This is a genomic window from Pseudomonas sp. SJZ078 (assembly GCF_007828255.1).
Lineage (GTDB): Bacteria > Pseudomonadota > Gammaproteobacteria > Pseudomonadales > Pseudomonadaceae > Aquipseudomonas.
On the sequence record NZ_VIUG01000002.1, the window covers coordinates 348,542 to 362,301 of the forward strand.

The 13,760-nt window shown below is 60.3% G+C and carries 14 protein-coding genes; 13 read left to right on the forward strand and 1 reads right to left on the reverse strand.

Annotated features, from left to right (window positions below; genetic code table 11):
* The first annotated feature begins 189 nt into the window (after window positions 1–189).
* The 5 genes from FBY02_RS03535 to ispD all read left to right on the forward strand — a co-directional run bounded on the left by FBY02_RS03535 (window position 190) and on the right by ispD (window position 5,259).
* Window positions 190–1,821: a CTP synthase gene (locus FBY02_RS03535; RefSeq protein ID WP_144923446.1), complete on the forward strand. Its 1,632-nt coding sequence runs from the start codon at window positions 190–192 to the stop codon at window positions 1,819–1,821.
* Window positions 1,822–1,825: 4 nt separating this feature from the next.
* Entirely contained in the window at window positions 1,826–2,671 is an 846-nt protein-coding gene (gene kdsA / locus FBY02_RS03540; RefSeq protein ID WP_053152762.1) for a 3-deoxy-8-phosphooctulonate synthase, read from the forward strand.
* Between the two features lie 144 nt (window positions 2,672–2,815).
* Window positions 2,816–4,105 (forward strand): phosphopyruvate hydratase, encoded by a 1,290-nt coding sequence (eno, locus tag FBY02_RS03545; RefSeq protein ID WP_144923449.1) that lies wholly within the window; start codon window positions 2,816–2,818, stop codon window positions 4,103–4,105.
* Window positions 4,106–4,276: 171 nt separating this feature from the next.
* Complete coding sequence (gene ftsB / locus FBY02_RS03550) at window positions 4,277–4,555, forward strand: cell division protein FtsB (protein ID WP_024779031.1); 279 nt, start codon at window positions 4,277–4,279, stop codon at window positions 4,553–4,555.
* Window positions 4,552–5,259, forward strand: a complete 708-nt coding sequence (gene ispD / locus FBY02_RS03555; protein ID WP_144923452.1) for a 2-C-methyl-D-erythritol 4-phosphate cytidylyltransferase — start codon at window positions 4,552–4,554, stop codon at window positions 5,257–5,259. Before ftsB ends, ispD begins: the two co-directional genes overlap by 4 nt.
* 156 nt (window positions 5,260–5,415) lie before the next feature.
* Here the strand turns inward: ispD and FBY02_RS03560 are convergent, their stop codons facing one another.
* Window positions 5,416–6,312 carry a LysR substrate-binding domain-containing protein gene (locus FBY02_RS03560; RefSeq protein WP_144923455.1) on the reverse strand — a complete coding sequence of 299 codons (897 nt, stop codon included), beginning with the start codon at window positions 6,310–6,312 and terminating at the stop codon, window positions 5,416–5,418.
* 107 nt (window positions 6,313–6,419) lie between these two features.
* Here FBY02_RS03560 and FBY02_RS03565 point away from each other — a divergent pair, with 107 nt between their 5' ends.
* The 8 genes from FBY02_RS03565 to rpoS all read left to right on the forward strand — a co-directional run bounded on the left by FBY02_RS03565 (window position 6,420) and on the right by rpoS (window position 13,625).
* A complete protein-coding gene (locus tag FBY02_RS03565) occupies window positions 6,420–7,532 on the forward strand; it encodes an S-(hydroxymethyl)glutathione dehydrogenase/class III alcohol dehydrogenase (RefSeq protein WP_024779034.1) in 1,113 nt (370 codons plus the stop codon).
* A gap of 93 nt (window positions 7,533–7,625) precedes the next feature.
* Window positions 7,626–8,471 carry an S-formylglutathione hydrolase gene (gene fghA, locus FBY02_RS03570; protein WP_144923457.1) on the forward strand — a complete coding sequence of 282 codons (846 nt, stop codon included), beginning with the start codon at window positions 7,626–7,628 and terminating at the stop codon, window positions 8,469–8,471.
* Between the two features lie 43 nt (window positions 8,472–8,514).
* Window positions 8,515–8,988, forward strand: coding sequence for a 2-C-methyl-D-erythritol 2,4-cyclodiphosphate synthase (gene ispF / locus FBY02_RS03575; RefSeq protein WP_144923460.1), 474 nt, complete (start codon window positions 8,515–8,517; stop codon window positions 8,986–8,988).
* A complete protein-coding gene (gene truD, locus FBY02_RS03580) occupies window positions 8,985–10,043 on the forward strand; it encodes a tRNA pseudouridine(13) synthase TruD (RefSeq protein ID WP_144923463.1) in 1,059 nt (352 codons plus the stop codon). Before ispF ends, truD begins: the two co-directional genes overlap by 4 nt.
* A complete protein-coding gene (surE, locus tag FBY02_RS03585) occupies window positions 10,031–10,780 on the forward strand; it encodes a 5'/3'-nucleotidase SurE (protein ID WP_144923466.1) in 750 nt (249 codons plus the stop codon). Before truD ends, surE begins: the two co-directional genes overlap by 13 nt.
* Before the next feature lie 38 nt (window positions 10,781–10,818).
* Window positions 10,819–11,454 carry a protein-L-isoaspartate(D-aspartate) O-methyltransferase gene (locus tag FBY02_RS03590; protein ID WP_178115348.1) on the forward strand — a complete coding sequence of 212 codons (636 nt, stop codon included), beginning with the start codon at window positions 10,819–10,821 and terminating at the stop codon, window positions 11,452–11,454.
* A gap of 211 nt (window positions 11,455–11,665) precedes the next feature.
* A complete protein-coding gene (locus tag FBY02_RS03595) occupies window positions 11,666–12,511 on the forward strand; it encodes a peptidoglycan DD-metalloendopeptidase family protein (protein ID WP_055127616.1) in 846 nt (281 codons plus the stop codon).
* Window positions 12,512–12,617: 106 nt separating this feature from the next.
* A complete protein-coding gene (rpoS, locus tag FBY02_RS03600) occupies window positions 12,618–13,625 on the forward strand; it encodes an RNA polymerase sigma factor RpoS (RefSeq protein ID WP_041022899.1) in 1,008 nt (335 codons plus the stop codon).
* Window positions 13,626–13,760: the final 135 nt, after the last annotated feature.

Here is a 13,760-nt window from a genome sequence, read left to right on the forward strand (position 1 = left end):
AGTCTTTGCTGGGCGATTCCAAAAAATGTGTAGCGAGCAACGTACCGGTGATTTGTCTTCCGGTCTGTCCCAACGCGGCGGTTTTTTTGAAAGGTGCACTGTGATTAATGCAGGTGATCGGGGGCTTCGGCCTTCCTTCGCTTTCCCCGGCGGCTCGGACCGCTTTAACGCAGACTTCTAGGGTTTTTCATGACGCGCTACATATTCGTCACGGGCGGTGTTGTTTCTTCATTGGGGAAAGGCATTGCCTCGGCTTCATTGGCGGCCATCCTGGAGGCGCGGGGGCTTAAGGTCACCATGCTCAAGCTGGACCCGTACATCAACGTCGACCCGGGCACCATGAGCCCGTTCCAGCACGGTGAAGTGTTCGTCACCCACGACGGCGCCGAGACCGACCTGGACCTGGGCCACTACGAGCGGTTCATCCGCACGACCATGACCCAGAACAACAACTTCACCACCGGTCGTGTCTACGAACACGTGCTGCGCAAGGAGCGTCGTGGTGACTACCTGGGCGCGACCATCCAGGTCATCCCGCACATCACCGACGAAATCAAGCGCCGCATCATCAAGGGTGCCGGCGACGCCGACGTGGCGATGGTCGAAATCGGCGGGACCGTGGGCGATATCGAGTCCCAGCCATTCCTCGAAGCCATCCGCCAGTTGCGTTTCGAAATCGGCGCCAAGCGCGCGATGCTGATGCACCTGACCCTGGTCCCGTACATCGCCACCGCTGGCGAAACCAAGACCAAGCCGACCCAGCATTCGGTCAAGGAACTGCGTTCCATCGGCCTGCAGCCGGACGTGCTGATCTGCCGCTCCGATCACCCGATCGACATCTCGTCGCGCCGCAAGATCGCCCAGTTCACCAACGTTGAAGAGCGCGCGGTCATCGGCCTGGAAGACGCCGACACCATCTACAAGATTCCGGGCATCCTGCACTCCCAGGGTCTGGACGATTTCGTCGTCGAGCGTTTCGGCCTGCAATGCGCTGGCGCCGACCTGTCCGAATGGGACGCCGTGGTCGATGCCAAGCTCAACCCTGAGCACGAAGTCACCATCGCCATGGTCGGCAAGTACATGGAACTGCTGGATGCCTACAAGTCGCTGATCGAGGCGATGAGTCACGCCGGCATCAGCAACCGCACCAAGGTCAACCTGCGCTACATCGACTCCGAAGACATCGAGAACCAGGGCACCGGCCTGCTCGAAGGCGCCGATGCGATCCTCGTACCGGGCGGCTTCGGCTTGCGCGGCGTGGAAGGCAAGATCACCGCCGTGCAATACGCTCGCGAAAACAAGGTGCCTTACCTGGGTATCTGCCTGGGTATGCAAGTGGCGGTCATCGAATTCGCCCGTAACGTCATGGGCTGGAAAGACGCCAACTCCACCGAGTTCGATCGCGCCAGCGGCCACCCGGTCGTGGGCTTGATCACCGAGTGGGCAGACGCCACCGGCGCGGTGGAAATCCGTACCGAAGCCTCCGATCTGGGCGGCACCATGCGCCTGGGCGCCCAGGAATGCCTGCTCGAAGCCGGCTCCCTGGTGCACCAGTGCTACGCCAAGGACGTGATCGTCGAGCGTCACCGTCACCGCTACGAAGTGAACAACAACCTGCTGCCGCAACTGATCGAGGCTGGCCTGAAGATCTCCGGTCGCTCCGGTGATGGCGCGTTGGTGGAAGTGGTCGAGGCCCAGGACCATCCATGGTTCGTCGCCTGCCAGTTCCACCCCGAGTTCACCTCGACGCCGCGCGACGGTCATCCGCTGTTCAGTGGTTTTGTGAAAGCCGCTTTGGCCCAACACCAGAAAAAGGCATAAGACGATGGCCCAGAAGATCATCCGCGTCGGCGACATCGAGATCGCCAACGACAAGCCCATGGTGCTGTTCGGCGGCATGAACGTGCTGGAAAGCCGCGACATGGCGATGCAGGTCTGCGAAGAATACGTCAAGGTCACCCAGAAACTGGGTATCCCCTACGTGTTCAAGGCCAGCTTCGACAAGGCCAACCGCTCGTCCGTGACCTCCTACCGTGGTCCGGGCCTGGAAGAAGGCATGCGGATTTTCCAGGACATCAAGCAAGCCTTCGGCGTGCCGATCATCACCGACGTCCACGAGCCTGCCCAGGCCGCGGTCGTCGCCGAGGTCTGCGACATCATCCAGCTGCCGGCCTTCCTGTCGCGCCAGACCGACCTGGTGGTGGCGATGGCCAAGACCGGCGCGGTGATCAACATCAAGAAAGCCCAGTTCCTTGCGCCCCAGGAAATGAAACACATCCTGAGCAAGTGCGAAGAGGCCGGGAACGACCAGTTGATCCTCTGCGAGCGCGGTTCGAGCTTCGGCTACAACAACCTGGTGGTGGACATGCTCGGCTTCGGCATCATGAAGCAGTTCGAATACCCGGTGTTCTTCGACGTGACCCACGCGCTGCAGATGCCTGGCGGACGTTCCGACTCCGCCGGCGGTCGTCGCGCCCAGGTCACCGACCTGGCCAAGGCGGGCATGAGCCAGTCCCTGGCCGGCCTGTTCCTGGAAGCCCACCCCGATCCGGACAACGCCAAGTGCGACGGCCCTTGCGCCCTGCGCCTGAACAAGCTGGAACCTTTCCTGTCTCAGCTCAAGGCGCTGGACGAGCTGGTCAAGGGTTTTCCGACGATAGAAACCGCGTAACGCGGTTTTCTCCGGTAAAGTACCGCTCGATTATCGCTCTGGCTCGGGTGGCAGCAAGGCTTGCCCGCGATGGCGCCCTTGAACTTCCATCGTCATCCGGCAGTACCCCTACAGCGTTTCGTCAACTTTGGAGTGTTTACAACAATGGCAAAAATCGTCGACATCAAAGGTCGTGAAGTTCTCGACTCCCGTGGCAACCCCACTGTTGAAGCGGACGTGCTTCTCGACAACGGCATCATCGGCAGCGCCTGCGCGCCGTCCGGTGCTTCCACTGGCTCGCGCGAAGCGCTGGAGCTGCGTGATGGCGACAAGAGCCGTTACCTGGGCAAGGGCGTACTGAAGGCCGTTGCCAACATCAACGGTCCGATCCGTGACCTGTTGCTGGGCAAGGATCCTGCCGACCAGAAGGCCCTCGACCTGGCCATGATCAAGCTCGACGGTACCGAGAACAAAGCCTCCCTGGGCGCCAACGCGATCCTCGCCGTCTCCCTGGCCGCCGCCAAGGCTGCCGCCCAGGACCAGGACCTGCCGCTGTACGCGCACATCGCCAACCTCAACGGTACCCCGGGCGTCTACTCGATGCCGGTGCCGATGATGAACATCATCAACGGCGGCGAGCATGCCGACAACAACGTCGACATCCAGGAGTTCATGGTGCAGCCGGTTGGCGCCAAGTCCTTCTCCGAAGGCCTGCGCATGGGCACCGAGATTTTCCATCACCTCAAGGCTGTGCTGAAGGCCCGTGGCCTGAGCACCGCGGTGGGCGACGAAGGCGGTTTCGCACCGAACCTGGCGTCCAACGAAGATGCGCTGAAAGTGATCTCCGAAGCCGTGGCCAATGCTGGCTACAAGCTGGGCACCGACGTGACCCTGGCCTTGGACTGCGCCGCCAGCGAGTTCTTCGAAGACGGCAAGTACAACCTGTCCGGTGAAGGCCAGGTATTCACGGCCGAAGGTTTTGCCGACTACCTCAAGGGCCTGACCGAGCGCTACCCGATCATCTCCATTGAAGACGGTCTGGACGAGTCCGACTGGGCTGGCTGGAAAATCCTCACCGACAAGATCGGCGAGAAAACCCAGCTGGTGGGCGACGATCTGTTCGTGACCAACACCAAGATCCTGAAAGAAGGCATCGATAAGAAGATCGCCAACTCGATCCTGATCAAGTTCAACCAGATCGGCACCCTGACCGAGACCCTGGAAGCCATCCAGATGGCCAAGGCCGCCGGCTACACCGCGGTGATCTCCCACCGCTCCGGTGAAACCGAGGATTCGACCATCGCGGACCTGGCCGTGGGCACCGCGGCAGGACAGATCAAGACCGGTTCGCTGTGCCGTTCCGACCGCGTTTCCAAGTACAACCAACTGCTGCGGATCGAAGAGCAGTTGAATGGCAAGGCCAAGTACAACGGTCGCGGCGAGTTTCGCGGTTAAGCGGTAAATGGTAAAAAGACAGCGGGTTAGGACGGAAAACTCGCCTCGGTGGCGGTTTTCCCTCTAATCTGATGCCTTATCAAGCACAAGCCTGGGTTTTCCAGGCTTCGTGCTATCAGACGCTGCAAAGTTTGGCATGGCGGTCTTTTTTCACTGGATACCTGATATTCGATGCGCAGTCCCAATTGGTTGTTTCTTGTCTTGCTCCTGTTGCTGGCCGGCCTGCAGTACCGCCTGTGGGTGGGTAATGGCAGCCTGGCGCAAGTGGCCGACCTGACACAGCAGATTGCCGACCAGCACGCCGAGAACGAGGCATTGCTGGAGCGTAACCGGGTAATGGACGCCGAAGTGATGGAATTGAAAAAAGGCATGGAGACCGTTGAAGAGCGGGCTCGCCATGAATTGGGTATGGTCAAGGAGGGCGAAACCCTCTACCAGTTGGCCCAATGAGTATCCGCTTGCCGGCCTTCTGGGCCGTGATTCCTGCCGCGGGCGTCGGAGCCCGTATGGCCGCGGACCGTCCCAAGCAATACCTGCAACTGGGCGGACGCACAATTCTTGAACACAGCCTCGGCTGTTTCCTCGACCATCCGACCGTCAAGGGCGTGGTGGTCTGCATTGCACACGATGATCCGTACTGGTCGACCCTGGCCTGTGCCAGCGACACTCGCATCCAGCGGGTGGACGGTGGCGCGCAGCGTTCGGATTCGGTGCTCAATGCCTTGCTGCACCTGCATGCCCAGGGCGCCGACGATCACGATTGGGTACTGGTGCATGATGCCGCCCGGCCCAACCTGTCCAGGGACGATCTGGACACCTTGCTCAGCGAGCTGGCGAACGATCCGGTTGGCGGCTTGCTGGCCGTTCCGGCGCGCGACACCCTCAAACGCGTCGACAAGCACGGTCGTGTGCTGGAAACCGTTGATCGCAGCGTGATCTGGCAAGCCTATACCCCGCAGATGTTTCGCCTTGGGGCCCTGCATCGGGCATTGGCCGACAGCCTGGTGGCGGATGCGGTGATTACCGATGAAGCTTCGGCCATGGAGTGGGCGGGCCAGGCGCCTCGGTTGATCGAAGGGCGGTCGGACAACATCAAGGTCACCCGGCCAGAAGACCTGGAGTGGTTGCGCCAGCGTTGGGCGCATCGTCTCTAAGGGATTTATTGTTCGACCGGATACCGTGTTGCGCCCTTCGCGAGCAAGCCCGCTCCCACAGGGAATCTTGGTGGTATGAAAGATTGGTTTCACTGAAATCCCTGTGGGGCTTGCTCTCGAAGGCGATCGTCCAATCACCAAAAATGCTGCTGACAGCTACCCCCGATACTCCGGTCGCTGCGCCAACCCTTCCTTCAAGTAGTCCACCAGCTTGCGCACCTTCGGCGACAGATGCCGTTGCTGTGGATACAGCGCCCACACCGCCGTATTCGGTGGCTGATGCGCCTCCAACAGCGAGATCAGCGCGCCGCTGTGCAAATGCTCCAACACGTAGTAATCCGGCAACTGACACAACCCGACCCCTTGCAGGGTCGCCTCCAGCACCGCCTGGCCGCTGTTGCAACGCCAGTTTCCCTGCACGCGTTGGGAAAATTCCCGCCCGTTCTGTTCCAGTTGCCAGAGGTCGGAACTGCCGATCAGACAGTTATGACGGCTCAATTCCGACAGGCTATGGGGGCGGCCATAGCGTTCCAGGTAAGACGGTGAGGCGCACAGGTACATGCGACGCGGTGCGAGGCGCGTGGCAATCAGGCGTGAGTCCTGCAAACGACCCAGGCGAATCGCCAGGTCCAGCCCTTCGTGGACCAGGTCGAGGGGGCGATTGCTCAGTTCGATGTCTACCCGCAATTGTGGATAAAGCCCCATGAACCGTGTCACCAACGGCACGATGAACCGCTCGCCATAGGCTACCGCACAGGTCATTCGCAACATGCCCTTGGGTTCGCTGGTGAGATCGCCCACCGCCCGGAGTGCTTCCTCACGGCCATCCTGCAACCGTTGGCAATGTTGCAAAAAAGTCTGCCCAGCCTCGGTCAGGGTCACCCGACGGGTGCTGCGATACAGCAGCCGTGTCTGTAGCCGCTCTTCAAGCCGTACGATTTGTCGACTGATGTGAGAGGAGGAAACCCCGAGGCGTTCGGCGGCGGCAGTGAATTGGCTGCACTCGGCCACGGCGACGAATTCGTCGATCCCTTCCCAGCGGTTATCGGACATGAAGGATTATCCCTGTATGGCAATAATGTTTTGCTTTTGGCTGGATTATTCATCGTCCAGCGGCGGATTACACTCCCGGTCTTGTTTTTATTTGATGGAGAGACCGGATGATCAAGTCGCGCGCTGCCGTTGCCTTCGAGGCCAAGAAACCCCTGGAAATCGTTGAAGTCGACGTCGCCATGCCCAAGGCGGGTGAAGTGCTGTTGCGTGTGGTGGCTTCCGGTGTTTGCCATACCGACGCATACACCCTGTCGGGCGCCGACCCGGAAGGCATCTTTCCGTCGATCCTCGGGCACGAGGGCGGTGCAATCGTCGAAGCCATCGGTGAGGGCGTGACCTCGGTCGCGGTGGGTGATCACGTGATCCCGCTCTACACGCCGGAATGCGGCCAGTGCAAATTCTGCAAGTCGGGCAAGACCAACCTCTGCCAGGCCATTCGCGCCACGCAGGGCAAAGGTCTGATGCCAGACGGCACCTCGCGCTTTTCCTACAAGGGCGAAACCATTTTCCACTACATGGGGACCTCGACGTTCTCCGAATACACTGTGTTGCCGGAAATCTCCGTTGCGAAAATCCCGAAGGAAGCACCCTTGGAAAAGGTCTGCCTGCTGGGTTGCGGCGTCACCACCGGTATCGGCGCGGTGATCAACACCGCCAAGGTCAAGCCGGGTGACACCGTGGCCATCTTCGGCCTGGGCGGCATCGGCCTGTCGGCGGTGATCGGTGCCGTGAAGGCCAAGGCATCGCGCATCATCGCCATCGACATCAACCCGGCCAAGTTCGAGATTGCCAAGCAGTTGGGCGCCACCGATTGCGTGAACCCGAAAGACTTCGACCGTCCGATCCAGGAAGTCATCGTCGACATGACCGACGGCGGCGTGGACTTTTCCTTCGAATGCATCGGCAACGTCCAGCTGATGCGTGCCGCACTGGAGTGCTGCCACAAGGGTTGGGGCGAGTCGGTGATCATCGGCGTGGCCGGTGCCGGCCAGGAAATCGCCACCCGTCCGTTCCAACTGGTGACAGGGCGCGTCTGGCGCGGTTCGGCGTTCGGCGGCGTGCGCGGTCGCAGCGAGCTGCCCAGCTATGTGGAAATGGCCGAGAAGGGCGAAATCCCGCTGGATACCTTCATCACCCACACCATGGGCTTGGAAGATATCAACAAGGCATTCGACCTGATGCATGAAGGCAAGAGCATCCGTACCGTCATTCATTTTTAAGAGCAGCTGCAAGCTACAAGCTACAAGCGGCAAGTGAAGCGCGGTGCTTTTTCTTGCCGCTTGTGGCTCGCGGCTTACGGCTGAGGTGAAGTTATGAACCTCGAAAATATTTCCTGTCAGAAAAGCTTCGGCGGCTGGCACAAGCGTTACCGACACCGCTCCGAAGTGCTTGGCTGTGACATGGTGTTTGCCGTGTACCTACCACCGCAAGCCGAACAAGGCGGCAAGTTGCCCGTGCTGTATTGGTTGTCCGGGCTGACCTGCACCGACGAGAACTTCATGCAGAAGGCCGGCGCCCAGCGCATGGCTGCCGAGCTGGGGCTGATCATCGTCGCGCCGGACACCAGCCCGCGTGGCGCCGACGTGCCGGGCGATCCGGACAACGCCTGGGACTTCGGCCTGGGCGCGGGGTTCTACCTGAACGCCACCCAGGAACCCTGGGCGCGGCACTATCGGATGTATGACTACGTGGTGCAGGAATTGCCGGCGTTGGTCGAAGCGCATTTTCCGGCGTCGGACAAGCGCAGCATCAGCGGTCACTCCATGGGCGGCCACGGCGCGCTGGTCTGCGCCTTGCGCAACCCGGGACGTTATCGTTCGGTGTCGGCCTTTTCACCGATCAACAATCCGATGGATTGCCCATGGGGTCAGAAAGCCTTCTCCCGTTACCTCGGGGAAGACCGCTCGAAATGGCGTGAATGGGATGCCTGCGCGCTGATTGCCGAGGCTGATGAGAAGCTGCCGTTGTTGGTGGACCAGGGCGATCGCGATGATTTCCTGGCCAACCAGCTCAAGCCCGAAGCCTTGCAGCAGGCGGCGAAGGCGGCGGGTCATCCCTTGGAGTTGCGCCTGCAACCGGGCTACGACCACAGCTACTTCTTCATCGCCAGTTTCATTGATGATCATCTGCAACATCATGCGCGCGCTCTAAACGTCTAATGCAGGTAGAATCACGCCCTGACAGAAATCAGGGCGTTTTTTTATGCGTATTGGCCACGGCTACGATGTTCACCGTTTCACTGAAGGCGACTTTATTACCCTGGGTGGCGTGCGTATCGCGCACGGCTTCGGGCTACTCGCGCATTCTGATGGTGATGTCCTGCTGCACGCCCTGAGTGACGCATTGCTCGGCGCGGCGGCCCTGGGCGATATCGGCAAGCATTTCCCCGACACCGATCCTCGATTCAAGGGCGTCGACAGTCGTGTGCTGCTGCGTCATGTGGTCTCGCTGGTCCACGCTAAGGGCTGGAAGGTCGGCAATGTCGATAACACCATCGTCGCACAGGCGCCGAAAATGGCGCCGCACATCGAGGCCATGCGTCAATTGATTGCCGAGGATCTCCAAGTTGAGCTGGACCAGGTGAACGTGAAAGCCACCACCACCGAGAGGCTCGGTTTTGTCGGTCGCGAAGAAGGCATTGCCGTCCATTCCGTTGCCTTGTTGCTGCGCCCATGACCGAACTGGAACTGTTGGGGCCGCGTGCCTATGGCGAGTCGCTGGGCAGCGCGGTGCTCAAGGCCACTGCCGAAGATTTCCAGGTCGATGAAGTGCTCGACATTCCGTTGACCGGCGATGGCGAGCATTTGTGGATCTGGGTCGAAAAGCGCGGCTTGAACACCGAGGAGGCTGCCCGGCGAATTGCCAAGGCTGCCGGCGTGCCGCTGCGCACCGTCAGCTACGCCGGGCTCAAGGACCGTCAGGCCCTGACCCGGCAATGGTTCAGTGTTCAATTGCCGGGCAAGGCGGACCCGGACCTATCGGCGGCAGTGAACGACACGCTGAAGATCCTCAAGACCGTGCGTCATAGGCGCAAGCTGCAACGCGGCGCGCACTCGGCCAATGGTTTCACCTTGCGCCTGACCCAATTCAAGGGCGATCCGGCGGCCATCGACGCGCGCCTGCAACAGATCGTCCGCCAGGGTATTCCCAATTATTACGGTGCCCAGCGTTTTGGTCATGATGGCGGCAACGTCGTCGACGCCCGTGGCTGGGCGGCACGCAAGGCTTTGCCGGAGCAACGCAACGTGCGTTCGCGGCTGTTGTCCGCGGCCCGCAGTTTCCTGTTCAACCGTCTATTGGCGGCGCGGGTGGCCGACGGTACCTGGCAACAAGCCCAAGTGGGTGACTTGCTGGCCTTCACCGACAGCCGCAGTTTTTTCCCGGCCGGTGAGGCCGAATGCAACGATCCGCGCCTGGCGATCCTCGATCTGCACCCGACCGGGCCACAATGGGGCGAAGGCCCTTCACCGGCCTCGGGTGTGATCCACGATCTGGAACAGGCCGTCGCCGAGGGCGAAGCGGACTTGCGTGATTGGTTAGTCAACGCGGGAATGAATCACGAACGTCGCATCCTGCGACTGCCCATTAGCGGGCTGTCGTGGCATTATCCCTCGCCTGACATTCTGCAACTGGAATTCGTCCTGCCGGCCGGATGTTTCGCCACTGTCTTGGTGCGCGAACTCGTCGATCTGGTGCCGGTAGGGCAGACGGACAGCCCATGCGTATTCTGATTTCTAACGACGACGGGGTGACAGCCCCCGGTCTTGCCGCGCTTTATGCTGCGCTGGCGGATTTTGCCGAGTGCGTGGTGATCGCCCCGGACCAGGACAAAAGCGGCGCCAGCAGCTCGCTGACGCTCGACCGTCCGTTGCACCCCTGCTATCTGGATAACGGTTTCATCAGCCTCAATGGCACCCCGACCGATTGCGTGCATCTGGGCATCCATGGGTTGCTGGAGCGCGAGCCGGACATGGTGGTCTCGGGCATCAACCTGGGCGCGAACCTGGGGGATGACGTGCTGTATTCCGGTACGGTCGCCGCCGCCCTGGAAGGTCGCTTCCTGGAGCACCCGTCGTTTGCCTTTTCGTTTGTTTCCCGGCAGGTCGATAACTTGCCCACCGCCGCCTACTTCGCCCGCAAGCTGGTAGAGGCCCATGGCGAACTGGATCTGCCGCCGCGCACGGTGCTGAACGTGAATATCCCGAACCTGCCCCTGGATCACATCCGTGGCATCCAGCTTACGCGCCTGGGCCATCGTGCCCGCGCCGCCAAGCCCATGCACGTGGTCGACCCGCGAGGCAAGGCCGGTTACTGGATCGCCGCCGCCGGCGATGCGGAGGACGGTGGGCCGGGCACCGATTTCCATGCGGTGATGCAGGGATACGTCTCGATCACCCCGTTGCAGCTCGACCGTACCTTCAACGATGCCTTTCGACACCTCGATGGCTGGCTGGAGGGACTGCGTTGATGCGCGAGCAAGACGATATGCTGCGCCGGGGTATCGGCATGACCTCCCAGCGTACCCGAGAGCGACTGATTCAGCGGCTCTACGAAGAAGGCCTGTCCAACGCCCAGGTGCTGGAAGTGATTCGCCGTACGCCTCGGCATCTGTTCGTCGATGAAGCCCTGGCCCATCGCGCCTATGAAGACACGGCGTTGCCGATCGGCCACAACCAGACCATTTCCCAGCCTTATATGGTGGCCCGCATGAGCGAGTTGCTGCTGGAGGCGGGACCGTTGGACAAGGTGCTGGAAATCGGCACTGGCTCGGGCTACCAGACGGCAGTGCTGTCGCAACTGGTGGAGCGGGTGTTTTCCGTGGAGCGGATCAAGGTGCTGCAGGATCGCGCCAAGGAACGCCTGGTTGAACTGAACCTGCGCAACGTGGTGTTTCGCTGGGGCGATGGCTGGGAGGGCTGGCCGGCGCTGGCGCCTTATAACGGCATCATCGTTACCGCGGTGGCCACCGATGTGCCCCAAGCCTTGCTGGATCAACTCGCCCCCGGCGGGCGGATGGTCATTCCGGTGGGTTCCGGTGAGGTTCAGCAGTTGATGTTGATCGTGCGTGAAGAATACGGTTTTTCACGCCATGTCCTGGGAGCCGTACGGTTCGTGCCGCTGCTCAACGGGCCATTGGCCTGAGCATTGATAAACGGACGCTGAATTCCACGGCGTGGGTTGTGTCTTACAGCGGCACCCCAGTGCCGAACAAGACCCAATGGCGTCGAGCAAACGTGTGCGACAGTGCTTGGCGCTTCATTAATAGAGGCATGATCATGCCTCGTTATAGTTGCATCGTGTCTGCCTGGGCAGGCAGTTTCCATTTTTTCAGCCACCACAAAGGGAGCAGCGGGTGAGTCTCACAGTCATTGCGCAGCGTATGGGTATCACGAGCTTTCAGCGCCTGGTGACTGGCCTTGTCTTGAGTACGTTGCTGGTCGGTTGTTCCAGTACACCGTCCGGTAATGTCCGGGTTGTCGATCGCAACAATGCTGCACCGCAGCGTCCTACAGTAACGACCGGTCAGTATGTAGTCCGTCGTGGCGATACACTGTTTTCCATCGCTTTTCGCTACGGTTGGGACTACAAGTCCCTTGCGGCGCGGAACAATATTCCTGCGCCTTATACGATTCATCCAGGTCAGACGATTCGCTTCGATGGTCGCAGCGGCTCAACGCCTACCGCGGTCGTCACGCAGTCGGATTCGACCCCTTCATCTTCGAGCAAAACCACGGTCATTCGCCGGCCGGTCGGGGCTGCGACGCCGCCAGTACCGTCCGTCGCGAGCAAGCCGGCGCCTGCTCCACTGCCGCCTGCAGGCCCCGCCCCGACTGGCTGGGGATGGCCTTCTAATGGCGTTCTCATTGGAAAATTCTCTTCAAACGGTAGTTTGAATAAAGGAATTGATATCGCCGGGGATTTGGGACAGCCTGTTTTAGCCGCGTCTGATGGCACGGTTGTGTACGCCGGGAGTGGTTTGAGGGGCTACGGCGAACTCGTGATCATCAAACACAGCGATACCTACGTCAGTGCCTACGGTCACAACCGCAGGCTGTTGGTTCGGGAGGGGCAGCAGGTCAAGGTCGGACAGACAATTGCCGAAATGGGGTCAACGGGTACAGACCGGGTGAAACTGCACTTTGAGATTCGCCGACAAGGTAAACCGGTAGATCCACTGCAATTCCTGCCACGTCGTTGATTTGGTTGTCAGCCTGTTCCGTCACGTAGAGGGAACAGGCTCCAGCGTTGCCAAGGATAAAGGCGTCGCTTGAGCTTGAGGTCGAACTCACCAAAGGACTATAACAATGGCTCTCAGTAAAGAAGTGCCGGAGTTTGACATCGACGATGAGGTTCTCCTGATGGAGACCGGCATCGCTATGGATTCGATGTCGAATGATGAGGGAGCGTCTCCTCCTTCCGTTCGTGCCAAATCCAGACACTCCGCTTCACTTAAACAACATAAGTACATCGATTACACCCGGGCGCTGGACGCCACTCAGCTGTACCTCAACGAAATCGGTTTCTCGCCGCTGCTCTCCCCCGAGGAAGAAGTTCATTTTGCGCGCCTGTCGCAAAGCGGTGACCCAGCGGGTCGCAAACGCATGATTGAAAGCAACCTGCGCCTGGTGGTGAAAATCGCCCGACGCTACGTCAATCGTGGGCTTTCGCTGTTGGACCTGATCGAAGAGGGCAACCTGGGGTTGATTCGCGCCGTGGAGAAATTCGATCCCGAGCGAGGCTTCCGCTTCTCGACCTACGCCACCTGGTGGATCCGCCAGACCATCGAACGGGCGATCATGAATCAGACGCGCACCATCCGGTTGCCGATTCATGTGGTCAAGGAGCTTAACGTCTACCTGCGAGCCGCCCGTGAGCTGACCCAGAAGCTCGATCATGAGCCTTCACCCGAAGAGATCGCCAACCTGCTGGAAAAACCGGTGGGCGAGGTCAAGCGTATGCTTGGGCTCAATGAGCGGGTTTCCTCGGTGGACGTCTCGCTGGGCCCGGACTCGGACAAGACCCTCCTGGACACCCTCACTGACGAGCGCCCTACGGACCCTTGTGAATTGCTTCAGGACGACGACTTGTCCCAGAGCATCGACCAATGGCTTTCGGAACTGACCGACAAGCAGCGGGAGGTGGTAATCCGCCGCTTTGGCCTGCGTGGCCATGAGAGCAGCACCCTGGAAGACGTAGGCCTGGAGATTGGTTTGACCCGTGAGCGGGTGAGACAGATTCAGGTGGAGGGCCTCAAGCGTTTGCGCGAGATCCTGGAGAAGAATGGCCTGTCGAGCGAGTCGCTGTTCCAATAGACAAGCCGGCAAATGCAGCAGGAAAAGCCCCGACCGGTTCGTAATGCTGTTCACTTAAGCATTTGAGTCCAAGCCGGGCTTTCTAGAAAATCCGATACCAGTCCTCTGGTATCGGATTTTTTATGCCCATTCAGC